Genomic DNA, 26,042 nt, shown 5'->3' on the forward strand with positions numbered 1-26,042 from the left:
TTTAATCAGCTACGTCAAAATATTCGACCTAGTTTTTAACTACTTGATTTAAATTCTGTTTATCTACATATCTAAACTCAGGAGCAAGCTGGCTAATGCCAACGCCTCCGGCTTTCTTCACTTTAATTTGCACTGGAATGCGCTCTTTCATGGCTTCTACGTGACTAATTACACCAATAATTTTTCCAGATGCATTAAGGCTATCGAGAGCATCTAATGCAATATCTAAGGTATCAGGATCTAATGTGCCAAAGCCTTCATCTAGAAAGAGTGATTCGATTTGTGTTTTGTTACTGACCAAATCCGACAGCGCTAAAGCGAGCGATAAACTGACTAAGAAACTTTCACCACCAGAGAGCGTGCGAGTATCCCGCAAAGCATCAGCTTGCCATGTGTCGGCAATTTGTAGTTCAAGGCTTGCTGGTGTTTTGCGTTGCAAGAAATAACGTCCATGAAGCTTTTCTAAACGACGGTTGGCTAAATAAATTAGATGATCAAGCGTTAAACCTTGGGCAAAACGGCTGAATTTATCTCCTGATGCAGATCCCACCAATTCATTTAAATAGCTCCAATCATCAAACTGAGATTGCTGTTTCGTTATTTTGTCGAGCAAGGTTTGTTGTTCTTTACGTTTTTCTTCATCTGTACGCAGTTGCTCTTGAAGACGAAACTTGGTTTCTTGTGTATGCACTAGCTGTGTTTCTAGTGCCAATAAATGTGCCGTGATTTGTTCAATATTTTGCTTCGTTGATAACAAAGGTTGTTGTAGCAAGTGTTGTTGATATGCCTTTTCTTGTGTATCTAGACGCGTTTTCTCTTGCAACAACTTATCAAGCCGTTGTTTTTGTTGCTCTTGTAAGCGATTTCTTTCCTCGACGGATAACAGAGAGGCTAAAAATGCATTTTCGTCAGTAAACGGGCTATTTTTTAACGCATATTGATATTGTTCAATAATGTCTTGTGAGCGTGTTTGCAACCGTTGTCGCGATTTTTCATTTTCCTGATATTGACCAATAAGCTGATTTAAACGGACTTCGAGTCGGTTTTTCTCTTCGCTATATTGCTCAATTTGTTTTTGTAACAACTGGCTCTGTTTATCTAACTCATTACGTGCATCTTCGGTGGTTTGTATCCCGAATAAAGCTTGGCGCTGTGCTTTTAGTTGTTCTTGTTGCTGATACAGTTGTTGTAACTGGATCAAAACAGTATCAAGTTCTTTTTGAGTTTCAGATAAATAGCGTTTTCTCTCTTCTTGCGTTAATAACAATTCGCGGATTGTTTGTTGTAATTCGTGATGTGTTTTTAAGGTTGATTGATATTGTTGGCTCTCTTTTTTACGTGCAGTAAGCCATTGAATTTTGTCTTCAAATTCTTGTAATTCATAACCTTGTTGTTTAACAAGAGATTGCAGATCCTGCGTTAATAGGGCTTGTTGTTGAAGATATTGCGCTGTTTGTTGTTGTTTATTGGAAACTTCTTTCTGTTGTTGCGCAAATTCATTTTGTTGATGAAGGATCGCTTGCTGTTGTTGATTAAATTGCTCTTTGGCATCAGATAGCAACTTGTATTCTTGCTGAATTTTGACTTCTAATTGTTGATAACTAATTCGTTTTTGTGTCAGTAAATTATCTTCTTTCTCAAGGGTTGAATCTAATTGAGTTAAAGCCGTTTCTTCACAGTCAACATCTGGTAATGCGTAAGTTTGAGCTAAAATCTGCCATTGCTGTTTTAATGACGCAATATCTTGTGTTAACTGCTCAAGATCGCGACTTAATTTTTCGTTTTGAACTTGAAAACTAGCACACTGTGTTTTTTGTTCCACTAACGTTATTGTTAATGCATGCACTTGCTGTGTTAAGTTATCTAAACGTGATTTTGTTTCATCAGTTTGAATTTCTTTATATTTTTCAACATAAGGATGCTCAGTTGAACCACAAACAGGACATGGGTTGTCTTTAACTAAACGTTGTCTCTCTTCTTCATATTCCGCTAACTTTCTTATTAGCAGATAATTATCGTTTAAGTCTTTAAGGTGTTGTTCTTTCTCTTTTAAAACGGTGTCATTTTTGTGAATATTTTCAGTCAGCATGGCTATTTTTTGCTGATTATCTGACTGCGTTTGTTGGTACTGATGTTCAGTTTTTATAGCGCGCTGTAATTGAGCCTGTACTCCCATTAGTTTTGTGAGAGCATTTCTTTGTTGTGAAATTTGTTGTGAACGATGAGGAATATCTGCAATAGCATCCGCTTTATTTTGCTGCTCAAGTTGCGTTTGTAATTCGCTTAATTGTTGTTGCTGTAAATTAAGCGTGTGCTGTTGAGCTTCTAGCGTTTTCGTTGCTTTTTCTAATTCGAGTTTAAGTAAGCATTCTTTTTCTTGTTCTGCTTTTTCACTTTTCTGACTAATTCGATATTTCTCTGTAATTTCATCATATTGCTCAAAATAACGCTGCCATAATGGTAAATTTTCAGCAAGTTGAGCATGAGCAGTATGCTGATTTAAATATTCATTTAATTCATTAAATTGCTTTTGTGATCCCGCTAATTTGGCTTCTGTTAACTGTATTTTTTCCAGATATTCTGATTGCGTTTTTTCTAGCGTATTTTTTTGCTGTGTTTTTACTGAAATATCTTGTTGTAGCAAGATTAACTGATTATCCAATGGCGCGACTTTTTCACGTATAAGCTGCAAGGTTTGCTGTTTTTTCTCATCGTGTTGTTTAAATGTATTTCGAGCCTCGACTAAATGCTGATTAATAGGTTGGCTCTGTTGTTCAATAAGCTGTTTTTCCGCTGTTAGTGTTGAGAGTTGTGACTCAATATAGGTTTGTTCTTTTAATAGACGATTTTTTTCATCGTAAATTGGGCGAATTTTTTCTGCTGGTTCACTATTTTCAAGACGTTGAATATCAGGTTTAGCAGAAACTAATGCTTCCTGTGCTAAATTAACCTCATTTTGTGCTAATGCTTTATTTTTATTGAGTTCTATTTCTTTTTCTTGCCACTGTTTTGCTGCTTGATATTCCTGTTGTTCTTTTTGTAATAAACTCTCTTTGGCAAAAAGATCCGTTTGTTCAGTTAATAGAGCTTGGCGAGCATTTTCATCTAATAACGCCATCGTTTCGGCTTGCTGTTTTAGTGTTTTTAATGCTTGTTCTTCTTCTCGCCAATGTTTAAAGATAGACTGAGAAATATGACGATAAATATCTGTGCCAGTGAGTTCTTCGAGTAATTCAGCGCGAGATTTATCATCTGCATTTAAAAAAGCCGCAAATTGCCCTTGGGAAAGCAACATAGATTTAGTGAAACGATCAAAATCAAGACCAGTGATATTAATGATCATCTCTTTCACTTGGCTTATCTTGCTTGCTAATATTTTGTCTTCGCCTCCTGTGGTATTGATTTTAACCAGTTCTGCCTGCGGTGCTTGAAGGTTGCCATCTTCTTTATAATTAGCTCGACGTTGTTCCCAAAATGCTCGATAAGCCACACCTTTAACTTCAAATTCAACTTCAGCCAAACACTCCGCGGTGTGGCGTGTCATTAACTCATTTTGTGATTGTGTGACTTTATCTAATCGTGGAGTTCGGTGATAAAGCGCTAAACTAATCGCATCTAACAGCGTGGTTTTTCCCGCGCCCGTAGGACCTGTAATCGCAAATAATCCATTGCTGATAAAAGGCTCTTGGTTAAAGTTAATCTTCCACTCGCCTTTTAAGGAGTTAATATTTTTAAATCGCAGACTTAAGATTTTCATTATGCTTCGTTATCCTCTTTTTCTGCCATTTCAACTGCTTGTTTAAATAATGTTGTTAAACGAGTTTTAGTTTCTTCTGAATCAAACTCATGTTGTTCTAAGCGTCTTTCAAAAACATCATAAACGGTTAATTCGGCCAGTGTTTCGTTCTCATTTTGAGTGAATGCTTGGCGCTGTTTTCTCGCTCTTCTTAATAAGATCACATCAAAAAGCGGATCGTTAGTTAGCTCTTGAATACGGGTTTGTATATCACTGAGATAATCTTGTGTTGAAACTTCGATATCCAACCAAATAGTGGTATCTATTTCGCCGTATTGTTTTTTTAAATCCTCAAGTTGTATAGCTATCTCTTTTAATGAACCACTAATCGTGCGTAGTAATTGAAACTCAGGGATAGGTAATAATGTGAGGTTAGTTAATTTGTCTTGCTCAAAATCGATAAGGCAGACACTTTTCTGTTGCCCACTCTCATCAAAACTTAAAGGAATAGGAGAGCCACTATAACGAATATGACCGGACTTATTCACCACTTGAGGACGATGAATATGACCAAGGGCAATATAGTCAAATTCAGGAAATAGGGTTGCTGAAAAGGCTTCTAAGGTGCCGATATAAATTTCACGGACAGAATCTGTCACACTCGCGCCAATTGTGGTGAGGTGACCTGTTGCAATAATAGGAATATCGACATTTAATTGCTGACGTAATTCGAGAGCTGTTTGATATTGAGCTTGATAATATTCAGCAATCGCTTCTTTTAAGGCGGTTTGTTTTTCAGCACCTGATTGCCCACTTTTACTGCTGATCATATCTCTAGGACGTAGATAAGGGATTGCACACAGCAATGCTCCCGGAGTGCTATCTTTTTGAGGAAGAATTAGCGGTGCTTGTGGTGTTTCAGTATGAACATTGGCAATAACCGTCGTATTTAAACACGCCAAGAGTGATTTTGATTCATTTAGTGTCGCCACAGAGTCGTGATTACCACCTAGAATAACAAGCTGACATTGTGTATCTCGAATAGCGACGATAAAACGGTTATAAAGCTCTCGGGCATAGCTTGGAGGGGAGCCAGTATCAAAAATATCACCTGCAACAATCAGTGCATCGACTTGGTAATGTTTTATTTGTGCTAATAACCAATCAAGAAACTGTTGATGTTCTTTAGCTCGAGTCTTAGTAAAAAAATATTGCCCTAAATGCCAGTCTGATGTGTGAATAATCCGCATTGCTATCCCTCTTTTTTATCTGATGAAGAGTATAGCGCACCTTACTTTTTTAGTGAAAACTCAACAATAAGCCTTTTTTTTGAGTGATACTTCACCAAAAAGTGATTTATTTACCTTAACAACGGGGATCTATTTCAGTAATGTTAAGGTTAGTCATAAATCTGTCATAAAACTGCATCATAATCATTTTGACCCTCTATATACATTACACAGGATAGAGTATGGCAAGGCGTATTCTTGTTGTTGAAGATGAAACCGCAATTCGAGAGATGATCTGTTTTGTTTTAGAACAAAATGGTTTTCAACCCATTGAAGCAGAAGACTATGATTCTGCATTGAGCTTTCTTATTGATCCTTACCCTGATTTAGTTTTATTAGATTGGATGATCCCCGGAGGATCAGGCTTGCAAGTAATAAAACAGATGAAGCGGGAAAGTAATACCCGTGATATTCCCATTATTATGCTAACGGCAAAAGGGGAAGAGGAAGATAAAGTCCAAGGGTTAGAAACGGGTGCTGATGATTATGTTATCAAACCGTTTTCACCTAAAGAGCTTGTTGCCCGAGTGAAAGCGATTTTACGGCGTTTATCACCGATGTCAGCGGAAGATATTATTGAATTCAATGGACTCGGTCTTGATCCTGTTTCTCACCGTGTCACAAGTCAAGATAAGCCGATTGATATGGGACCCACCGAATTTAAACTCCTGCACTTTTTTATGACTCATCCTGAACGCGTATACAGCAGAGAACAACTGCTAAACTACGTTTGGGGAACCAATGTTTATGTCGAAGACCGTACTGTTGATGTGCATATTCGTCGTTTACGTAAGGCTATTGAAGAAGATGGCCATGACAGAATGATACAGACTGTACGTGGAACGGGATATCGTTTCTCTGCCCGTTTCTAAGTCAATATGGGAGTAATCGTCAGGTGTTAGAACGACTATCGTGGAAAGCCCTCGTTTGGGGGCTATGTCTATTTTGCTTACCTGCCTTTATATTATCGCTTTTTATTGGGCATCTTCCTTGGCTGCTGGTGGTATCGCTTCTCAGTGCTCTTGTGTGGCATGCCTATAATTTGCTGAAATTATCTAAATGGTTATGGTTAGATCGCTCTGTATTGCCTCCAGAAGGAAGAGGGGGATGGGAGCCTATTTTTTATGGTATTCGACAGACCCAACAACGTAATCGTAAACGACGCAGAGAATTAGGCGATTTAATTAAACGTTTTAGAAGTGGCGCCGAAAGCTTACCCGATGCTGTTGTGATGATGACAAATGAAGGGAATATTTTTTGGTGTAATAGCCTAGCTCAACATTTATTAGGCTTTCGCTGGCCTGAAGATAACGGGCAAAATATTTTTAACTTATTACGTTATCCTGATTTTTTGCACTATTTTACCGCAGGCGATTTTAGTCGCCCTTTAACCATTTCACTAAATAATGGCTCTATTGTTGAATTCCGTGTAATGCCATATAGCGAAGATCAGCGCTTGATGGTGGCGCGTGACGTGACAGAAAAAAATAAACTAGAAAACTCACGACGTGACTTTTTTGCTAATGTCAGTCACGAGTTAAGAACACCGTTAACCGTTATTCAAGGTTATCTTGAAATGATGGAAGAAAATAGCGTAACAAAACCCGCAGAGCATAAGGCGATAGTCACAATGCAAGAGCAAGCTAAACGAATGGATACGCTTGTTCAGCAACTCTTACAACTTTCTCGTATTGAATCTGCTCCCCATATTGATTTAAACAAGATTGTTGATATTCCTGCTATTTTGGCTTTATTACAACAAGAAGCGAACTCACTTAGCCAAGGTCAACATCAGATTGTTTTTGATATTGATGAACAGTGGGCAGTTCGTGGTAATGAAGAGCAATTGCGTAGTGCAGTTTCTAATTTAGTGTATAACGCCATTAATCACACTGAAGAAGGCACAACAATCAACGTGAGTTGGAAGAAAATCCCCCAAGGCATGTTATTTAGTGTTTCAGATAATGGGGCGGGGATCAGCGCTGAACATTTAACTCGTCTAACAGAGCGTTTTTATCGCGTTGATAAAGCTCGCTCTCGTCATTCTGGTGGTACTGGGTTAGGTTTGGCGATTGTGAAAAAATCGTTGCTCCATCATCACTCTCAATTGAATATTGAAAGTAAAGTCGGTGTTGGGAGCACGTTCTCTTTTATCCTTCCTCAAACATTGCTTACTGCTAAAAAAACACACTAACAGTATGTCTTTTTTAAAGCCTTTATCACTTGTATTTAATTGGTGATAGAGGCTTTTTTATCCCTTTCTTAATCTTTTTAATATCAATGAAAACTAATATCGTAGCGTTAAATTTTAATATTATTAATTAATGCTAACTTTAAATGATACCGATATTCAATATTATTGGTGGAAAAATGCACAAATCATATCATGTATATTCGATGATATATGACAGTTATAACTAGTGCTGAAAAATAGTTTAGATGATTATTCTGGTTTTTGGATTAGCTATTGCCTTTTTTCATTATAAAAGTTTTACTTGTGACCAGTTATCGGCGATTTTTTCTATTTAGCACTTAATTGCTCTATATGAAATGATTATATATGGATATTATCCTAAATAATGATGACATGAGTCTAAATAGATATTGTTGATTTTATGTTGCGCTATATTGGCGCAATTTCACCATTATTGTAACTATATATTAACAAAACTTATGGCACATAGATTAACTTCCAGAGATATTCTGGCATTAGGGTTTATGACATTCGCCCTATTTGTTGGCGCTGGCAATATTATTTTTCCTCCAATGGTGGGTTTACAATCAGGCGAATTTGTTTGGACTGCTGCAATTGGCTTTTTGATCACCGGGGTTGGTTTACCTGTTTTAACGGTTGTCGCATTGGCAAAAGTCGGTGGGGGTATTGAGGCATTAAGCACCCCTATTGGTAAATCAATGGGATTATTATTAGCTATTGTTGCCTATCTTGCTGTGGGACCTCTTTTCGCCACGCCTCGTACTGCAACGGTTTCTTTTAAAGTAGGTATTGCTCCTTTAGTGGGTGATACAGAAATGTCATTACTGATTTATAGCATTGTCTATTTCTTAATTGTGATTGGTATTTCACTTTATCCGGGAAAATTGCTAGACAGTGTTGGTCATATTCTCGCACCGATTAAAATTCTGGCATTAGCAATATTAGGTATTGCTGCAATATTTTGGCCTGCTGGTGGTGCTATTCCGGCTACTGATGCTTATCGTGATATGGCATTGACTCAGGGCTTTATTAACGGTTACCTCACCATGGATACATTGGGCGCTATGGTTTTTGGTATTGTTATTGTTAATGCGGCTCGCTCTCGAGGTATTGATAATTCCTCACTGTTAACACGTTATACTATGTGGGCGGGAATTATTGCTGGCGTATTATTAACTCTGATCTATTTGAGTTTATTTAAATTAGGCTCTAGCAGTGGCAGTATTATTCCGGGTGCTCAAGATGGCGCTGATATTTTACATGCTTATGTTCAGTACACTTTCGGCAATTTTGGTAGCTTCTTCTTAGCCGTACTGATTTTCTTAGCCTGTATGGTGACTGCTGTTGGCTTAACGTGTGCATGTGCAGAGTTTTTTAGCCGTTATTTGCCTATCTCTTATCGTGTATTAGTGTTGATCTTGGCGGTATTCTCAGCCGTTGTATCAAACTTAGGATTAAGCAAACTTATTGAGTTTTCTATTCCTGTATTGATTATGATTTATCCGCCTTGCATTGTGATTATTTTAATGAGTTTCACATTACGTTTGTGGAATAATCCAAGTCGTATTATCGCACCGGCAATGGCGGTTAGCTTATTTTTCGGTATTTTTGATGCAATAAAAGCCTCTGACTATCTGAAACATTTATTACCAGAGTGGGCAACTAAATTGCCATTAAGTGAGCAGGGATTAGCATGGCTTATTCCCGTATTGGTGACGATTGTTGTGTGCGGTATTTACGATAAAGTTGCAGGCTCTCAGAGTAAAAAAGCACTCCAGACGAAAGTGACTAAATAAGCGATAAAGCACATTGATTTAAACGTGAAAAGGGAAACGAAAGTTTCCCTTTTTGTTGGAATTAAAGTAAGTGCTGGTTCTCTTTTAAACGGTCAGCCAGTGTTTTTTCTATATCTGTTTGTACTAATTTTGATACATCATATTCTTTGGCAAGTGATGAGAATCGAGCAATAACATCAACTGTATGATGAATATACGCTTGTGCTTGTTGCCAATTTTCAAAACCTGCTATTTCAGCAAGCTGCTTTATTGTCTTTAATGGTGGTTTTTTACCATACCCGCCAAATGAAGTGATATGCTCATTTCTTGGATTGGGATTATAGGTCACATCATAAAAAGGTGCCGGCTCCCAGTGCCCATCATCATATTGTAAAAATGACCAGTTTTTACTGTGATCATCTTGATTAGAGACGAATAGATTAAAAATAGCTCGTCTAAACTGGAGTTGTCCGGCTGAAACTGATTTGCATAGTACGCGGTTTACTTTAATTAAATCTTCGTAATCCAAAGAAGGTAGCCTAAAATCAGCATCTAATAATCCGCATGCACTGTGCATGATTAAACGCCCTGATTTACCAGAACTATTTGTGACACGATCAAAACATTTTAGCGCTAACCAAGATTTTCCGTCATTGTTTTTAGGAACATTAATAAGTTGCCATTGTGGAGGATTTAGCTCTAACTCTTTTGCTAGAATGAGATAGATCGCTTCACATAGCCCTTCATCATGGCCAAGAGGTAAGTTTTTAGACGTAAATTTGATCAGCCATGATTCATCACCTTCTTCTTCATACGTTTTACATTGATTAAAATTTCCTTGTTTAAAATAAAGCAACGCTTTAGGTCTAGCGCCACCAGAACTACCAACAATAGCAAGTTCAGATAAAACAATTTCCGTTTGACCATCAAATACAGCTTGTGCTTCTAAACCTAAATTAATCAAATCAACTTCAAACTGTTCATCTATTTGATAGTCAGAGGCTGGTAAATAAGATAATCCTCCCATACCTTTATTACCAACAAATGCTAACCTGTCCATCGTCGTAATTTCATGCGGTTGTATACCATGTTGGCGGAATATTCTATCTTGCAATAAGCGCCCCCATCCATCAGGCAAACTATCCGAGAAAAGCCCTTGCAAATTACCATGAGGTTTTTTAGGGGCTATTTGTAAATCCGTATTATTCTGTAGATTAAAAGGTGAACTATTACCAAATTGTGTTAAGTAATGCGCATCATATTGAAAAAATACACCACTATGGTTTTGTACCAATGTTCCCATTAAAACGGAATCACCTGTAGATAACGTCCGTGTTACATTTAGCTTTTGTATTGGTTTAAAACTCATCTTGTAACACCTCTTCAATAGTCCTTGGCATACGTGGCTTATTCACTTTCTTAGGATCAACAACCGCATAAAGATTATTTAAATCATCAAGGCATTGCCAAAGTAACAGTAACTGGCGTAGTGAAATTTTACCTTGTAACTCAAACTTTTTGATAGTTGAAGCAGGAACTGTACTACGCTCGGCAAGTTGCTCGCGTGACCATTTTTCTTTTTCACGCAACTTTCGTAAATGAGAGGCAAAGGCTCGACTAACATCGAGATCAGTAAGTAATGAGAGTTTCATTTATTAGCCTAAAATAGACACTATAATGTCCAATTATAGCAAAAAATAGCTGTTTTGGACATTATAGTGTCTATTTTATTTAAGAGGTGAGTAAGCAGTTTAGCTTAGATTGTCATTAATTTTGATCTGTAGAATACTGTTTTTCTGCCACGGGCTGTTGGTTTTCATCTAAGTAATAATGAACTCCTGCAACAATATCATCTTCACCTTCATAGAAGATTTTAAAGCGAGTACGATTGCCGTCATGATAAGCAATTACTGCACTGCCGCCTTTTCCTAGGCAGAACTGATGGAGGCTACCTGTTGATATACAAATACTGTTATCGCCAGATACTGTGACTTTACAGTTATCGCCTGTGTTGATTGCTACAGCATTTTTTCCAGTAACATTGATTTGTGCTAAATCACCAGTGTTGGTGATTTTTGCTCGATCTTGAGAGGCAGTAATGAAATTACGCATACCACTGTTTGCGATATGAACGCCATTGCCTGAGGCATAAATTTTGACATCATTGCCACTATTACAAATGCGGGATCGTCCTCCTAAGCTGCCAATACGGCATTGATTACCCGTATTACATACCTTTCCTGCAAAACCAGTATTTATCAATTGATTGCTATAACCTGTGTTGGCAATGCTGTTTTCATCGCCAGAAAAAGCCACCATATTATTACTTCCACATAAAGCCAGATCAGTGCTTAATTGCTGACTTTTTAAGACTAATTGGTGCCATTCGGTCGCAAATTGAATGTTTTCAGATGTTGGCAACGTGTTGTGATATGGCTGGCGTTGTAATGTCACACCTTGTTGTTGTTCATTGCCGAGCAGGAACAAGATGTTTTCCATGACTTCTTGTTCCTGTTTGGCAAAGGATGCTTCACTAAAATGACGTAAATAAATATATTGAATAAAGCTTTCTATCCACTGTGTACGGTGCTGTTTTATTAACTCACTATGGATAGCACTGTAAGTACCTCCATCAGGAAAATAACGCAAAAACCAACGATAAAGCGAAGTTGAGACATGCAGTTGCCGTAAGTCTTCTTTTGTTAATCTAATATTTTCCTTTGAAGGGACTGACATATAAGCTCCTTAATCCATGTATTAATTAGTGTCTATGGTAACCGTCAACCATACTGCGAAAAGTTTGGAATGGTGTTTTTCCTGTTGTACACAGATAAAGGTGACCAATGATAAAAAAGACACTACATATAGCTAATATTTGGTGTGCGATTAATAACCATGCTTTAAACATCACGGCATCAGTAGGAATAAATGCTGGGTTTTGTAGTAAAACACCTGTTATTAAAAGTAATGGAACTAATGCATACATCACCCCTAAATAAGCCATTTGTTGCAGTGGATTAAACTTAACATTGGGTGTTGCTGGGAAGGGGTGATCTTCTCCTTTGATAATACCGTAGAGATAAAAACGCGTTTGCATAAAGGCGCGGTGAAACCAGTTTTTGCCATCAATACGGTAAAACTTACCATTGCCACCAACGAGATTAATAAGGACAAAGGACAACCAGCACACTAAGAGCAGATAACCACAGATTTCATGCACGTTAACTAATAACGCAGTATCGTGAGCAGAAAGTAGGGCGAAATGGTTAATGCCACCACTAAGCAGCAACAGAATAAATAAAGAGGCATTACTCCAGTGCCACAAACGCACGGCTTTAGAGTAAAGATAGAGCTTCTCTTCTTTATGCGACTCACCGTGTGGTGTGGCAAAGCGATAACGTAAAAAACCATGAAGTGCGAGCACCAGTAGCATGCCAATAAATAATACACCTGCGACAATTAGCCAGAGGGGCAAATAGTCAGGCGTATAGATTAAAACATACTCTTTTAGTGCGGCTTGGAATTGAGCACTGTCTGGCATTGTATTGACGATACTCATACTTTACCCTCCTCTTGAACATGAGGCCCTACACGGCGATAGAGATGTGGTTTTCCTACACCGTCAAGTTGATAAATATAGTAATCGTGTGTTTTGAGCCATTCTTGAATTTGAGGGCTGTCTTCTCGGCCAAATAACAAGGCATTTTGTGGACAAGCGCTCACACAAATTGGTGGGAAACCTTTTTGTAATCGAGACTCAAGACAAAAATCACATTTATCAGCGACATGTGTCACAGGGTTAAGATAACGAACTTGGTATGGGCATGCCGATATACAATAGCTACAACCAATGCATTTCTCTTTATTAACACGAACAATGCCATTGGTTTCATCACGCCAAGAAGCACCTGTAGGACAAACCGAGATACAAGGGGCATCTTCACATTGTTGGCAAGAGTGTCTAAAGAAATGGTATTTATCGTTATCTTCTTTGAGGCTTAATGGAATATGAGCAATATCCATTCGAGCCATTCCATTGGGTACTTTATTTAATCGACGACATGCAGTGGCACAGATATTACAGCCATTACAAAGCGTCTCATCGTGGATCATGGCATAGCGGATAGGTTTTTTTTCTGCAGTTGCTGCAAGCGCACTTCCTAGTGGCGCACTGAAAAAAATGACCGATCCCATACCAGCTACAAATTTACGGCGAGAAACACGCATTATTTTTGCTCCTCAGTCTGATGATGTTGTAATACCCACATCGAATTTTGTTGATAAGACAGAACGTTAAGGATTTTCATGTTGTTCTACCTCAATCCATTCAGTTAAGCCTCGTGCTTTGCCGTAACTCATTAACGTATTACTAAAGAGATAAGGGGCATCGTTGGATGCTAAAATTTGCTGAATATCCTGAAAATTAGGGTGGGTTTTCATCAGTGTCAGTGCATCTTCAATCTCTGAAGCCGTGTAATTAAAAGGTTCAGACATCAACATGCTTTGTTTCAATGGTCGAGGATAGGTTTCACATTCAAAACGAACTACACCTGCAATTGCTGTACAAATATCCGCGTGGCGGTTTAATAATTGCAGTTGTGCGAAGTTATCTGACATAAATTCATCAGAGTAGAAATAATCCTCACCATTGAGACTTAAATGTGCAATATCAATAAACTCGTCGCTCTTTAACGCAGTTTCTAACTGCACTATATCCTCTTCAGTCAGTGAATAGGGCGCATCATACAGCGTTGAAATTGCTAATAGTTCACCTTCTTTTGAGCATTGACGTATCGCATTCGCGAGATGTTGTTCGGCAGATAATTCGGCTATCTCTGCAACAGGTTCTTCTGCAATATCCGTTGAGGTGTTAGAAGCGTGTCCAACACCTTTTTCTGATAGTGGCAATAACCAACGGCGACGAGAAATATCAGGTTGCTCTAAAGCAATATCTGCATCATCAGCGATATCTTGTGGTATAGAAGCCGATGCACTTTGTTCTATCATCATGATCTCCTTCTTTTACCCATTAACTTGGTAATAAACCACGAGACGCTAAATCGTCCGCAACATCTTGTAATCCAAGGCGAACCAAAGTTTCTTTTGTTGGGCAACCTAATTGTGGGTCCCAGCCCATTTCTTCATAAAACAGAGTGAGAGAAAGTTGCATATCTTCTCTGTCCATTTTGTCTGTACCTTCAGTAAAGACTGGAATATCAGGATCTTTATCAAATACCCATGAACAGATTTGGTCATGCTCATTGCGCATATCCATGGTGTTCATTAATTTAACGGTATAAGCGCGGTGTAAGGTGAAAATACGCTCTGAGGCTAAATCTAAATCTTTAGATGTGGTTGGTTCGCCGGTAATAGCCGTAAAGAATTTGGCTTCCATTTCTAAGTCACCACGATAATTACGGCTCTTATGAGGAGAAACCGTCATTGGCCATACCCAGTTACACAAGGTGACGGCATCGTGTAAGCAACTACGTAAAATTGTCCACTTGGTATAAGCAATTTTGGCTTTATTGATTGGTGTATAGTTTTTGGTTTCATCAAACGCATCACCAGAGCCAAACAGTTCACCGGCAATCTCTTTTTGCAGTTTCAGTGGTAAACCACTGCCGATATAGTTGATATGGGTATGTGTCATCGCATCGCGGTTAAACATACAGTTAACGATGGAACCAACTTGAGCCGATGCTTCATTTGCGTGGTGAATTGGGAAGCCCATTGGTGACCAAAGTTTATTTTTTTTGTTACCCCAATACTCTTCACCTAAATTCCAGCGCTGTGCAATGAGATAAGAGCCATCAGCAAGGTGGCTAAACTCACCTTTACGATGCGCTAAACGGTAATAGAAGTCTTTGATAAATTCTGGGTTACCTTCTTCAAGCTTATCCCAAGGAATATCGTTATATTCTTCTTCTGAAAGCACACGTTTAAAGACGCCGTGGGTGTAGCAATAAGTGAAGTCACGATGAAGTTGACCGTAGTTACACCATAATCCCATATCATCAAAAATATTTAGACCAACAAGGTTACCAACAACGTTACCATCTCCTTTTTTCTCAATATCTTTAGGGCCATTAGGGAAAATAGTTGTGTGAACGAAGTTAGCGACACAAGTGTTACCACCTGTTTGTGGTACACCAAATTTTTTCGCTTGTGGAACATTGAGTTGAGACATACAACGGATAGGGCAAGAGTGGCATCCCCCCATTTTCACGGTGTATTCTTCTGCTGCTGGACCTAAGTCAAAGGTGGATTTCATGGTTCTGAAGCCGACAGTATTGATATCACCAGGAGGAATTTCACCTGTTTCAATTGGTCCACCCTCAGCCGCTCCCCAATACAGCCCTTTACGTGCAGTCCAACGAGAACCTGGATCTGAATATTCAGCCCAAGATTGTGGTGTACTTGGTACAACGTGGTTGTTATTAGAGCCAATGAGTTGCGTCATCATGTAGTCGTTAAGCTCTTTTAACGCTTTACGATCAGCAACATTAACGCCATGGCTACCTTCGACAACAATCGCTTTTAATTTTTTAGCACCTAAGACGGCACCAACACCTGCGCCACCACTGTGATTGCGGCTATTAATAATGCCAGATAAAGGTACGAGGTTTTCACCCGCAGGACCAATGGTAGCGACACAAGCTTCAGGGCTAGTTTGCGCACACAGTTCTTCTGTGGTTTGACGCACACCTTTACCCCATAAGAAAGAGGCATCTTCAATAGAAACTTGGTCATCATCAATATGAACCCAAACAGGTTTATCTGATTTACCTTCAATAATCAGAGCGTCATAGCCTGCAAACTTCATCCATGCTGCGAAAAATCCACCCATATGAGCATCAACAACGAGATTGCCACGAGTGAATGTGGAAAGAGAGGTGATATTGACGCGAGAGCTACAAGGTGCGCCAGATCCAGTTAAAGGACCTACCGCAAAGACAACTTTGTTTTCTTCATCAAAAGGTTTAACGCCAGGGGCAACTTCTTCGTACATGATTTTGTAGCCAAAGCCCATACCACCAATTAAGGATTTATATTGGCTTGAGCTTGCACGAGTGATGGCACCGGTAGTTAAATTGATCCTTAGAATATTTCCAGTCCAGCCGTTAGTCATAATATTGCTTCCTAATCTAAATGTGGGTCAGTGATGTGATTGTCTGGATTTATTAAATAGTAATTTCTTTCCATTCAATGATTTGCAGAGCGCCTGTTGGACACGCGGATGCACACTCACCACATAAATTGCATTTTCCGGATTTTTTAGTTTGTGGATTGACGGTAGCCATCATCCACGGGCAAGCTGTTGTACAGGCGGCACAACCAATACAACGACGAGTATCAACGACAATACAGCCGAACTCTTCTTGATAACGGATAGCTTTGACTGGGCAGACCTTCATACATTCAGGATCTTTACATTGGCGACATGTATCCGTTGTAAAGTTTAAATCGCCATAAAGCCCCCCACCGGAGCCAATACCTTTATCACCAAAATAAAAATGACGATGGATTTTGGTGCGTGAGAAGAATGATCCAACGCTTCCATCATTCCATGTTGTACATGCTGTTTCGCAGCGGTGGCATCCTGTGCAACGCGCTCTATTTGTGACTAAAACGCCTTTAGGTGTTGTGGTTAATTGAATTATTCCGCTGTCTATTTCTTCTTGCTTACAACCTAAAAGAGAAAGCAATGCGGGTGCTATTGTGATCCCTGCAAGCCCTTTACCGGATATTCGCAGAAACTCTAGTCTTGATAGTCCAATATCTAATATTGGACGATGATGTGTATCAGACATTAATATTTATCTCCGCTTAACTAATTTTATTAAGAAATAAGTTGTGATGATAAATTCTTTATTTACCCGCTTGCTTTATCGTTATATAAAAAATATAATAACGGTATCGTTAGCAGATAGATTATAGATTTCAACTCTTTTTATGATTAAAAGACACGTTGTAAGAAAATGTTAAATATTTGTGTTTACAATGTGTTATCTCCATTTTTTACGTATTTTTATTATCCTCTTTGATAGTGTGGGTATTAATAAATTAATACTGTGACTGTTATCATAGAAATAAAAACATCGAGTGTTATTAATTTTATTTAATTAAATGATTATTATTTTTATCTGTAATTAAGAAAGAGAATAAATACCATTTATATATATTCTATTATTGAAATTAAATTAAAGGTGATTTGTTCTTGTATTTTATTTGATATTATTATTTTAATAATAAATTGATATTCGATATTAATTATCGATTAAATGAAATGTGAGTTTTGATTATTATTAATAGCTCTAAATATGAATAAATTGTAAAACCATGACTAGATCATTTTTATAAAAAAAGAAACCTTATCTAATTAAGAGAAGGTTTCTTTTATTTGTTTTATCATTTGGTTTTATGGTTAGTAACCCACTGCTTTACCCGCAGGGCGACGCACATCATTTGATCCATAAAGATAACCTTCACGTACAGCACCAGAAACAGCAGAATCATTACCTGATGAAGCTGGGATCACACCTTCTTCTCCAGGAAGCCCAACCATAATCAGTTCAGCGGCTCCCCATGGTGTTTGTTCTACCATTTTATATCCCATAGCAGAGAGTTTTTCTAACGTGTCTTTTGATAATCCTCGTTGTTCATAATAAACCTCATCTGGTAACCATTGGTGGTGAATACGAGGGCTATTAACGGCTTCTTGTGGTGGCATACCAAATTCAATAATATTCAGTGCGGTTTGTAAGGTGATTGAGATAATACGAGAACCTCCCGGTGATCCTAAAATAAGGAAAGGTTTGCCTTCTTTAGTCACAATCGTTGGGCTCATTGACGACAATGGGCGTTTTAATGGTGCAATGCTATTGCGCTCACCTTGTACTAAACCATAGAGATTTTTTTCGCCGACTTTGGTTGTAAAATCATCCATCTCATTATTGAGGAAAAATCCGGTTCCCGGTGCGATGACAACAGCACCAAAACGACCATTTATAGTGTAAGTGGTTGACACTGCGTTACCATCTTTATCTATAACTGAGTAGTGTGTTGTTTCAGGGCTTTCATGAGGCGCGATACCAGGTTGTACATTTTCTGATGGTGTGGCTTTGTTGGGTTTTATTTGTTGGCGAATTTCTGTGGCATAAGCTTTGCTAAGTAACTTTTCTGTTGGATTGTTAATAAATTGAGGATCACCAAGAAAAGTGTTTCTGTCCATATAAGCATGACGCATTGCTTCCGTTAGAGTATGAACATATTCCGCTGAATTAAAACCCATCGATTTAAGATCATAACCTTCCAAAATATTCAGTGTTTGGCAGATAGTGACTCCGCCTGAACTTGGAGGTGGGGCAGAAATAAACTCATAACCTCGGTAAGTACAGGTGATAGGTTTGGTTTCTGTAATAGTAAAATTAGCAAAATCTTCTTGAGTTAACAGTGCATTATGTTGTTTCGACGCTTCTTCAACTTTTTTAGGGATCTCGCCTTGGTAAAATGCGTCAGAGCCTTGGTTTGCGATGAGTTCCAATGTATTGGCTAAGTCAGTTTGAATTAGGCGATCACCGGGTTGCCACGGTGTTCCATCTGGTTTCAAGAAAATTTTTGCCGACTCAGGATCTTGTTTAAAGCGCTCTGTTGTTGTTTCTAATACATCAGTATCGGCACGCGTTAAAATATAGCCTTCTCTTGCAAGTTTAATCGCAGGTGCCATCACTTCTTGGCGTGAAAGGGTGCCGTATTTCTCTAATGCGGAATTTAATCCTTTTACTGTACCGGGTACTCCTGAGGCGAGATAGCCATAAAGACTGGCATCTTTCACTAAATTTCCGTCTTTATCTAAATACATATTTTTAGACGCAGAAGCGGGTGCAGTTTCTCTGAAATTAATAAAGGTATTTGTGCCATCAGCAAGGTGTATTGTCATAAAACCACCGCCACCAATATTACCGCAGCAGGCATTAACGACAGCTTGTGCATAACCAACTGCAACAGCGGCATCAATCGCATTTCCCCCTTTTTGTAAAATATCACTTCCAACTTGTGAAGCTAAATGTTGAGAAGAGACAACCATACCATGCTGTGCTTCAACTGCGGGTTCATAGGCAGCATAAAGTGAATGTGAAAAAAGGGCAGTGAGCAACAGTAGATGAGTTTTTTTTATACTAATCATTATTATCCCCATTAATAACAGTGAGTTATATTGAATAACGACAAATAAAAATAGATGTGTATACGCTGTTATTAATATTAATTAACAATTGCGTAACAATAAGTATAGAGAGAGGTTATTGGTGAGGAGAATTTTTTTTGATGTGATGATCACAAAATCATCTTTAAGCAGACAAACAATAATCTTGCGTATAACAAATTGTAATAATAAATAGAATTGATAAGAGATAAATAGATAAGTGCTGAATAAATAAAAAAAGCCTGTTTTGCACAGGCTTTTAGAAAAATTGTAGCTTACTGAAATATTACAGTTTGCCAGAGTTTGCTTTCAGGTATTTAGCAACGCCATCTGGAGATGCGCCCATACCTTCTTGACCTTTTTCCCACTGTGCGGGGCAAACTTCACCGTGTTCTTCGTGGAATTGCAGTGCATCAACCATACGGATCATTTCGTCGATATTACGACCTAATGGCAGATCGTTAACGACTTGGTGACGAACAACGCCTTCTTTGTCAATCAGGAATGAACCACGCAGAGCAACGCCAGCTTCTGGGTGTTCGATACCATAAGCTTTGATAATGTCATGTTTGATATCAGCAACCATTGGGTATTTAACTTCACCAATACCGCCATCATCAATTGGTGTTTTACGCCATGCGTTATGAACGAATTCTGAGTCCATAGAAACACCGATGATTTCTACGCCACGTTTTTTGAATTCGTCAAAACGGTGATCAAATGCAATCAGCTCTGAAGGGCAAACGAAAGTGAAATCCATTGGCCAGAAGAAAATAACGGCAGGTTTGCCTTTGATAAATGAATGCAGGTTGAAATCGTTAACAATCTCACCATTACCTAAAACGGCAGCAGCTGTGAAATCAGGGGCTTTGCGAGTAACCAGAACCATAATGTACTCCTGTAAATTGAAAGAGTTTGTACTCGTCATATTTCAAGTTGTCGCGTTGTTGACTGCGTTCATTCGCACTAGTCACATACTTCTTGTATGCTCCTAGCGACTCATTCACTTGTCGCCTAGCTACACCTCGAACTATTTAGAGTAAATTCAGGATGTGTACCCTGTTTTTATTCGTCATATTTCAAGTTGTAGCGTTATCTTGAACTATTTAGAGTAAATTCAGGGTGTGTATCCTGCTTTTAAATGATGCATACAGCATAAATAATCAATCGCTATTGATAAAGTTAAACAGAACAATCTATTTGATAGATTGTAGCTATCAACTTAATACAATAAAGTAGGATTATTTATGACTCCTTGTATAGCGATTCATTCTAATCAACTTTGAAAATGAATACTATGCTTGTTAACAAATCGTTACGAATAATATGATAAATTGACTGAGTATCTTTTTGATATATCAAATGTAATCCTACGAGATGACAAAAAGATGAAATCCAAAATGGTAGTTAAATGTATCAGTCATCAAGTTGGTGATGCTGTGCTCTTTCTAGCAATTGTGGATAAAACTGCCAAAAAATCTCACTTAATTCATCGTAATGAGTTTCGAGTACGATATAAGAGCCTGCGAGTGCGCTTAATCGTGGTCTTCTTCTCGCCATGCCTTTCAATGTTTGAGCAATATATGCCTTATCAGCATAACGAATTAACCAAGATTGTGACCATAGATACTCATTAAGCTCTTGGAATTTTTCAGGTGTTTGCCATAAATCAGGTTCAATAATATTTCGGGTCTTGGTGACAAATTCTGCCAACGGCATATTTGGTTCAAATTTCAACCAATTTAAAGAAAGAAAATGATCCCAAAAAACATCTAAGGTAATTGGCGAAACTCGGCGATATTCATCAGGAAATAAAAGGCGAGCTTGTTTGACTAATGGATGAGTGTCAGTAAGCACATCAATACGTCTATGCATACGAATGCCCTCAATAACAGCTTGGCTGTAATCAGAGCTAGGTGCGCCTTTAACGTAATCTGCCATCATATTGCCTAATAGAGAGCTTTTTGCTCTAAAGGCCAGATGTAAGTGAGCAAGATAATTCATCACAGCATCATAGCGCTTTTTGAATAAAAAAGGGCTTCTTTCTTGCACTGATAAGCTGGCAGCACTAGACTAGTCCGCCTGTTTTTTATGAAAGTAGTCGTTTAATTATGCGTGTATCAGACTTTACATTTGAATTGCCAGAAGCCTTGATTGCTCACTATCCACAACCTCAACGCAGTGGTTGTCGTTTGCTCTCTTTAGAAGGTGAGACTGGTGCTTTATCACACGGTATTTTTACCGATGTATTAGATAAAATAAATGCCGGTGATCTGCTGGTTTTTAATAATACGCGCGTGATCCCTGCGCGTATTTATGGGCGTAAAGCGTCAGGTGGTAAAATCGAAGTGTTAGTTGAGCGTATGCTTGATGAACATCGCGTTCTTGCACATGTTCGAGCCTCTAAATCACCGAAAGAAGGCGCTGCGCTTGTGTTAGGTGAAGATGAAAGTGTACAAGCAACTATGGTTGCGCGTCATGATACACTTTTTGAAATTCGCTTTGATGATGAAAGAGATGTTCTTACTATCCTGAATAGTATTGGGCATATGCCTTTACCTCCTTATATTGATCGTCCTGATGAAGAATCTGATAAAGAGCTTTATCAAACGGTTTATAATGAGCGTCCAGGCGCTGTTGCCGCACCTACTGCGGGATTACACTTTGATGAACCATTACTTCAAGCCTTAAAAGAAAAAGGTGTTGAGATGGCATTTGTCACACTGCATGTTGGAGCGGGAACTTTCCAACCAGTGCGTGTTGATAATATCGAAGAACACACAATGCATTCTGAATACGCAGAAGTACCACAAGAAGTGGTTGATGCTGTATTAGCGTGTAAAGCGCGTGGTAATCGAGTGATTGCGGTGGGGACAACATCTGTTCGCTCATTAGAAAGTGCCGCTAAGGCAACAAAAGATGCGTTAATAGCACCTTTCTTCGATGATACCCAAATCTTTATTTATCCGGGTTATCAATATCAAGTTATTGATGCATTGATTACCAATTTCCACTTACCTGAATCTACTTTAATCATGCTGGTTTCTGCTTTTGCTGGGTATAAAAATACCATGAATGCTTATAAAGAAGCGGTTAAGCAAGAGTATCGTTTTTTCAGTTATGGTGATGCGATGTTTATTACGGGTAATCCTTTAGCTATCAATGAAAAAGTAGGACAAGAATAAAGATTTATTATTTTTTTAGTGTTTTTCTTCTTTTTATGAATTGTTATTTCAATTTTATTGCTTAATCCCTTTGACTAAGCACGGGTTTTTGTTGAAGTAACATATACAGCCGTCTAACAAATGATTAGAATATGCTGTTTTTTAATGCGCATTGGACTGTTTTTCTGATGCTTGGAGGATGAGTGAAATACGAATTAGACAAAACCGACGGTAATGCTCGTCGCGGTCGCCTTATTTTTGAACGTGGTGTTGTTGAAACACCTGCATTTATGCCTGTGGGTACTTATGGCACAGTAAAAGGAATGACACCTGAAGAAGTGAAAGCGACAGGTGCACAAATTCTTTTAGGTAACACCTTCCACTTATGGTTACGCCCGGGTCAAGAAATCATGAAATTACATGGTGATTTACATGATTTTATGCAATGGCAAGGTCCTATTTTAACGGATTCAGGCGGTTTCCAAGTCTTTAGTTTAGGCGCAATGCGTAAAATTAAAGAAGAGGGCGTTCATTTCCGTAACCCTATTAATGGCGAAAAGATTTTCTTAAGCCCAGAAAAATCAATGGAAATCCAATACGATTTGGGTTCTGACATTGTGATGATTTTTGATGAGTGTACGCCATATCCTTCAGATTGGGATTATGCGAAAAACTCAATGGAGATGTCATTACGTTGGGCTAAACGTAGTCGTGCGCGCTTTGATGAACTCAATAACAAAAATTCATTATTCGGTATTATTCAAGGCGGTGTTTACGAAGATTTACGTGATATCTCAGTAAAAGGGCTAGTCGAAATTGGTTTTGACGGTTACGCTGTTGGCGGCCTTGCAGTCGGGGAGCCTAAAGAAGATATGCATCGTATTTTAGAGCATGTCTGCCCTCAAATTCCTGCGAATAAACCGCGTTATTTAATGGGTGTTGGTAAACCAGAAGATTTAGTTGAAGGTGTTCGTCGTGGTATTGATATGTTTGACTGTGTTATGCCAACACGAAATGCACGAAATGGCCATCTGTTCGTAACCGATGGTGTTATTAAAATTCGTAATGCGAAACATCGCTCTGATACATCAACGCTTGATGAACATTGTGACTGCTATACCTGTAAAAATTATAGCCGTGCTTATTTACATCATCTTGATCGTTGTAACGAAATTTTAGGTGCAAGGCTGAACACTATCCACAACTTACGTTATTATCAGCGTTTGATGGCTGAAATTCGTCAGTCTATTGAAGACTCGCGTTTTGAAGAGTTTGTACACGAATTCTACGAACGTATTGGAAAACCTGTCCCACCGCTAAATGGCAGTGCGACTAAGTGTGAATAATGTATACGAGAAAGCCCAATACTGTGTATGATATTGGGCTTATAACTTGAATATCGTCGATATCGACAACAATGAGGAAAAGTGAATGAGTTTTTTCATTTCTGATGCTGTTGCTTCTGCTGGACAAGCAGCACCTGAAGCTAGCTTTATGTCTATTTTACCGATGTTAGTGATCTTTATTCTGATTTTCTATTTTATGATCCTACGTCCACAGCAAAAACGTACTAAAGAACATCGTAAACTGATGGATTCTATTGGTAAAGGTGATGAAGTTTTAACGACGGGTGGTTTAATTGGTCGTGTTGTTAAGGTTTCAGATAACGGCTATATCGTTGTTGCTCTGAATGAAACAACTGAAGTAACTATCAAACGTGACTTTGTTGCCGCTGTATTACCTAAAGGCACAATGAAAGCTATTTAATAACATTTCCCCAAAGGGAAAAGGGAACTGCCGTGCTAAACCGTTATCCTTTGTGGAAGTACCTGATGTTGATATTCGCTATCCTCATCGGTCTGCTTTACGCACTTCCTAACCTATATGGAGAGGATCCGGCTGTTCAAATCACTGGCGCGCGGGGAACCGCCGCCAATGAGCAAACACTGGATCAAGTTCGATCTTTATTAGATAAAGAAAAAATTGAAGCGAAATCTATTGCACTTGAAAATGGTGCGATTTTGGCTCGTTTCGGTAACCCTGATATTCAGTTACGTGCTCGCGAAGTGTTGTTGCCTGCATTAGGCGACCAGTTCATTGTTGCACTTAACCTTGCTCCGGCAACACCAAAATGGTTAGAAGCCATTGGTGGGGAGCCGATGAAACTGGGATTAGACTTACGTGGTGGTGTTCACTTCTTGATGGAAGTTGATATGGAAACCGCGTTAGGTAAACTTCAGGAACAAAATGTTGAAAGTCTACGTACATTATTACGTGACGAAGGCATTCCATATTCATCTATCCGTAAAACGGATAACTATGGCGTTGAAATCCGTTTCCGTAATTCGGATGATCGCTCTAAAGCTTCAGATTACCTAACTCGTCGTAATCAAGATCTCATTTTTAGAGATGGCGCAAATAACTCATTAAGAGCTATTTTTACTGACGAACGTTTACGTGATGCGCGTACTTATGCAGTACAGCAAAATATCACAATCTTACGTAATCGTGTTAACCAGCTAGGTGTTGCAGAGCCATTAGTCCAACGTCAAGGTGCTGACCGAATTGTTGTTGAATTACCAGGTATCCAAGATACCGCGCGTGCTAAAGAAATCTTAGGTGCGACAGCAACATTAGAATTCCGTTTAGTCAATACCACTGTTGATCCTTCTGCTTTAGAAACAGGTCGTATTCCGGGTGATTCAGAAGTGAAATATACCCGTGAAGGTAGACCAACTATTCTTTATAAACGCGTTATTTTAACGGGTGACCACATTACTGATTCAACTTCTCAAGCTGATGAATATGGTCAACCTCAAGTGAATATTTCACTTGATAGCGCGGGTGGTTCTATCATGTCTAACTTTACGAAAGACAACGTCGGTAAACCGATGGCGACACTGTTCGTAGAGTATAAAGACAGCGGTAAGCGCGATGAGAATGACCGTGCGGTATTAGTTAAAAGCGAAGAAGTTATCAACGTTGCGAATATTCAGAGTCGTTTAGGAAATAGCTTCCGTATTACGGGTATTTCAAATGCCAATGAAGCACGCCAATTGTCTCTGTTATTACGTGCTGGTGCGTTGATTGCACCTATTCAAATCGTTGAAGAAAGAACGATTGGTCCAACTTTGGGTCTGCAAAATATTACCCAAGGTTTAGAAGCGTGTTTATGGGGTCTGATTGCGTCTGTTGCCTTTATGATAATTTATTATCGTAAATTTGGTGTGATTGCGAGTACTGCATTAATGGCAAACTTAGTGTTAATCGTTGGGGTAATGTCACTATTACCGGGCGCAACACTGACTATGCCGGGTATTGCAGGTATCGTATTAACACTTGCCGTCGCCGTCGATGCCAACGTACTGATAAACGAACGTATCAAAGAAGAGTTACGTAATGGACGTTCAGTACAACAAGCAATCCATGAAGGTTATAAAGGTGCCTTCTCCAGTATTATTGATGCGAACTTAACCACATTAATTACAGCTGTGATCCTTTATGCAGTCGGTACCGGCTCAATTAAAGGCTTTGCTATCACAACTGCAATCGGGGTTGCAACATCCATGTTTACCGCTATCGTCGGTACTCGTGCGATTGTAAACCTGTTGTATGGTGGTAAACGCGTTAAGAAACTGTCTATTTAAGGAGCACGT

The 26,042-nt window shown here is 38.8% G+C and carries 20 protein-coding genes; 7 read left to right on the plus strand and 13 right to left on the minus strand.

Features of this window, described 5'->3' with window-relative positions; all coding sequences use genetic code 11:
- Positions 1 to 28: 28 nt before the first annotated feature.
- Positions 29 to 3,757 carry an AAA family ATPase gene (locus BTA34_RS01965; protein ID WP_151434286.1) on the minus strand — a complete coding sequence of 1,243 codons (3,729 nt, stop codon included), beginning with the start codon at positions 3,755 to 3,757 and terminating at the stop codon, positions 29 to 31.
- The gene (gene sbcD / locus BTA34_RS01970) at positions 3,757 to 4,986 is read right to left on the minus strand and encodes an exonuclease subunit SbcD (protein ID WP_151434287.1); all 1,230 of its coding nucleotides are present in this window, start codon (positions 4,984 to 4,986) and stop codon (positions 3,757 to 3,759) included. Before sbcD ends, BTA34_RS01965 begins: the two co-directional genes overlap by 1 nt.
- A 221-nt stretch (positions 4,987 to 5,207) precedes the next feature.
- Here sbcD and phoB point away from each other — a divergent pair, with 221 nt between their 5' ends.
- The 3 genes from phoB to brnQ all read left to right on the plus strand — a co-directional run bounded on the left by phoB (position 5,208) and on the right by brnQ (position 9,036).
- The gene (gene phoB, locus BTA34_RS01975; RefSeq protein WP_023580900.1) at positions 5,208 to 5,897 is read left to right on the plus strand and encodes a phosphate regulon transcriptional regulator PhoB; all 690 of its coding nucleotides are present in this window, start codon (positions 5,208 to 5,210) and stop codon (positions 5,895 to 5,897) included.
- Positions 5,898 to 5,920: 23 nt separating this feature from the next.
- Positions 5,921 to 7,219, plus strand: a complete 1,299-nt coding sequence (gene phoR, locus BTA34_RS01980; protein WP_151434288.1) for a phosphate regulon sensor histidine kinase PhoR — start codon at positions 5,921 to 5,923, stop codon at positions 7,217 to 7,219.
- Positions 7,220 to 7,698: 479 nt separating this feature from the next.
- Complete coding sequence (brnQ, locus tag BTA34_RS01985; protein WP_151434289.1) at positions 7,699 to 9,036, plus strand: branched-chain amino acid transport system II carrier protein; 1,338 nt, start codon at positions 7,699 to 7,701, stop codon at positions 9,034 to 9,036.
- Positions 9,037 to 9,097: 61 nt separating this feature from the next.
- On the opposite strand, the gene BTA34_RS01990 is transcribed toward brnQ, so the two are convergent.
- The 11 genes from BTA34_RS01990 to BTA34_RS02040 form a co-directional block, all read right to left on the minus strand.
- Entirely contained in the window at positions 9,098 to 10,384 is a 1,287-nt protein-coding gene (locus BTA34_RS01990) for a type II toxin-antitoxin system HipA family toxin (RefSeq protein ID WP_151434290.1), read from the minus strand.
- Positions 10,374 to 10,667, minus strand: coding sequence for a helix-turn-helix domain-containing protein (locus tag BTA34_RS01995; RefSeq protein ID WP_006535148.1), 294 nt, complete (start codon positions 10,665 to 10,667; stop codon positions 10,374 to 10,376). Before BTA34_RS01995 ends, BTA34_RS01990 begins: the two co-directional genes overlap by 11 nt.
- Before the next feature lie 115 nt (positions 10,668 to 10,782).
- Positions 10,783 to 11,751, minus strand: a complete 969-nt coding sequence (ydhT, locus tag BTA34_RS02000) for a protein YdhT (RefSeq protein ID WP_151434291.1) — start codon at positions 11,749 to 11,751, stop codon at positions 10,783 to 10,785.
- Between the two features lie 25 nt (positions 11,752 to 11,776).
- A complete protein-coding gene (phsC, locus tag BTA34_RS02005) occupies positions 11,777 to 12,574 on the minus strand; it encodes a thiosulfate reductase cytochrome B subunit (protein WP_151434292.1) in 798 nt (265 codons plus the stop codon).
- On the minus strand, positions 12,571 to 13,242 hold the full coding sequence (locus tag BTA34_RS02010; RefSeq protein ID WP_100159217.1) for a 4Fe-4S dicluster domain-containing protein: 672 nt from the start codon (positions 13,240 to 13,242) through the stop codon (positions 12,571 to 12,573). Before BTA34_RS02010 ends, phsC begins: the two co-directional genes overlap by 4 nt.
- 66 nt (positions 13,243 to 13,308) lie before the next feature.
- Complete coding sequence (locus BTA34_RS02015) at positions 13,309 to 14,022, minus strand: YdhW family putative oxidoreductase system protein (protein WP_265576152.1); 714 nt, start codon at positions 14,020 to 14,022, stop codon at positions 13,309 to 13,311.
- Between the two features lie 22 nt (positions 14,023 to 14,044).
- Entirely contained in the window at positions 14,045 to 16,147 is a 2,103-nt protein-coding gene (locus BTA34_RS02020; RefSeq protein WP_151434294.1) for an aldehyde ferredoxin oxidoreductase, read from the minus strand.
- Positions 16,148 to 16,199: 52 nt separating this feature from the next.
- Positions 16,200 to 16,829: a ferredoxin-like protein gene (locus tag BTA34_RS02025; protein WP_151434295.1), complete on the minus strand. Its 630-nt coding sequence runs from the start codon at positions 16,827 to 16,829 to the stop codon at positions 16,200 to 16,202.
- Positions 16,830 to 17,443: 614 nt separating this feature from the next.
- Positions 17,444 to 19,204 (minus strand): gamma-glutamyltransferase, encoded by a 1,761-nt coding sequence (gene ggt / locus BTA34_RS02030; RefSeq protein ID WP_151434296.1) that lies wholly within the window; start codon positions 19,202 to 19,204, stop codon positions 17,444 to 17,446.
- 304 nt (positions 19,205 to 19,508) lie between these two features.
- The gene (locus tag BTA34_RS02035; RefSeq protein WP_151434297.1) at positions 19,509 to 20,111 is read right to left on the minus strand and encodes a peroxiredoxin C; all 603 of its coding nucleotides are present in this window, start codon (positions 20,109 to 20,111) and stop codon (positions 19,509 to 19,511) included.
- A 527-nt stretch (positions 20,112 to 20,638) separates the two neighbouring features.
- Positions 20,639 to 21,226, minus strand: coding sequence for an ACP phosphodiesterase (locus BTA34_RS02040; RefSeq protein WP_151434298.1), 588 nt, complete (start codon positions 21,224 to 21,226; stop codon positions 20,639 to 20,641).
- Positions 21,227 to 21,333: 107 nt separating this feature from the next.
- Here BTA34_RS02040 and queA point away from each other — a divergent pair, with 107 nt between their 5' ends.
- The 4 genes from queA (at position 21,334) to secD (ending at position 26,033) form a co-directional block, all read left to right on the plus strand.
- Positions 21,334 to 22,407, plus strand: a complete 1,074-nt coding sequence (queA, locus tag BTA34_RS02045; RefSeq protein ID WP_151434299.1) for a tRNA preQ1(34) S-adenosylmethionine ribosyltransferase-isomerase QueA — start codon at positions 21,334 to 21,336, stop codon at positions 22,405 to 22,407.
- Positions 22,408 to 22,589: 182 nt separating this feature from the next.
- Positions 22,590 to 23,732: a tRNA guanosine(34) transglycosylase Tgt gene (gene tgt / locus BTA34_RS02050; protein WP_036911729.1), complete on the plus strand. Its 1,143-nt coding sequence runs from the start codon at positions 22,590 to 22,592 to the stop codon at positions 23,730 to 23,732.
- A gap of 85 nt (positions 23,733 to 23,817) precedes the next feature.
- Positions 23,818 to 24,153 (plus strand): preprotein translocase subunit YajC, encoded by a 336-nt coding sequence (gene yajC / locus BTA34_RS02055; protein WP_006535133.1) that lies wholly within the window; start codon positions 23,818 to 23,820, stop codon positions 24,151 to 24,153.
- A gap of 32 nt (positions 24,154 to 24,185) precedes the next feature.
- The gene (secD, locus tag BTA34_RS02060; protein WP_151434300.1) at positions 24,186 to 26,033 is read left to right on the plus strand and encodes a protein translocase subunit SecD; all 1,848 of its coding nucleotides are present in this window, start codon (positions 24,186 to 24,188) and stop codon (positions 26,031 to 26,033) included.
- Positions 26,034 to 26,042 lie beyond the last annotated feature (9 nt).

The sequence above is a fragment of the Proteus sp. CD3 genome (assembly GCF_008808075.1).
In the GTDB taxonomy this organism is placed as follows: Bacteria; Pseudomonadota; Gammaproteobacteria; order Enterobacterales; family Enterobacteriaceae; genus Proteus; species Proteus appendicitidis.

What these genes read in the sequence shown, in the direction of transcription:
- BTA34_RS01965 (WP_151434286.1), bottom strand. Translation starts at nt 3,757, where the DNA reads ATGAAAATCTTAAGTCTGCGATTTAAAAATATTAACTCCTTAAAAGGC.
- sbcD (WP_151434287.1), bottom strand. Translation starts at nt 4,986, where the DNA reads ATGCGGATTATTCACACATCAGACTGGCATTTAGGGCAATATTTTTTT.
- phoB (WP_023580900.1), top strand. Translation starts at nt 5,208, where the DNA reads ATGGCAAGGCGTATTCTTGTTGTTGAAGATGAAACCGCAATTCGAGAG.
- brnQ (WP_151434289.1), top strand. Translation starts at nt 7,699, where the DNA reads ATGGCACATAGATTAACTTCCAGAGATATTCTGGCATTAGGGTTTATG.
- BTA34_RS01990 (WP_151434290.1), bottom strand. Translation starts at nt 10,384, where the DNA reads ATGAGTTTTAAACCAATACAAAAGCTAAATGTAACACGGACGTTATCT.
- BTA34_RS01995 (WP_006535148.1), bottom strand. Translation starts at nt 10,667, where the DNA reads ATGAAACTCTCATTACTTACTGATCTCGATGTTAGTCGAGCCTTTGCC.
- ydhT (WP_151434291.1), bottom strand. Translation starts at nt 11,751, where the DNA reads ATGTCAGTCCCTTCAAAGGAAAATATTAGATTAACAAAAGAAGACTTA.
- phsC (WP_151434292.1), bottom strand. Translation starts at nt 12,574, where the DNA reads ATGAGTATCGTCAATACAATGCCAGACAGTGCTCAATTCCAAGCCGCA.
- BTA34_RS02010 (WP_100159217.1), bottom strand. Translation starts at nt 13,242, where the DNA reads ATGCGTGTTTCTCGCCGTAAATTTGTAGCTGGTATGGGATCGGTCATT.
- BTA34_RS02015 (WP_265576152.1), bottom strand. Translation starts at nt 14,022, where the DNA reads ATGATAGAACAAAGTGCATCGGCTTCTATACCACAAGATATCGCTGAT.
- BTA34_RS02020 (WP_151434294.1), bottom strand. Translation starts at nt 16,147, where the DNA reads ATGACTAACGGCTGGACTGGAAATATTCTAAGGATCAATTTAACTACC.
- BTA34_RS02025 (WP_151434295.1), bottom strand. Translation starts at nt 16,829, where the DNA reads ATGTCTGATACACATCATCGTCCAATATTAGATATTGGACTATCAAGA.
- ggt (WP_151434296.1), bottom strand. Translation starts at nt 19,204, where the DNA reads ATGATTAGTATAAAAAAAACTCATCTACTGTTGCTCACTGCCCTTTTT.
- BTA34_RS02035 (WP_151434297.1), bottom strand. Translation starts at nt 20,111, where the DNA reads ATGGTTCTGGTTACTCGCAAAGCCCCTGATTTCACAGCTGCTGCCGTT.
- BTA34_RS02040 (WP_151434298.1), bottom strand. Translation starts at nt 21,226, where the DNA reads ATGAATTATCTTGCTCACTTACATCTGGCCTTTAGAGCAAAAAGCTCT.
- queA (WP_151434299.1), top strand. Translation starts at nt 21,334, where the DNA reads ATGCGTGTATCAGACTTTACATTTGAATTGCCAGAAGCCTTGATTGCT.
- yajC (WP_006535133.1), top strand. Translation starts at nt 23,818, where the DNA reads ATGAGTTTTTTCATTTCTGATGCTGTTGCTTCTGCTGGACAAGCAGCA.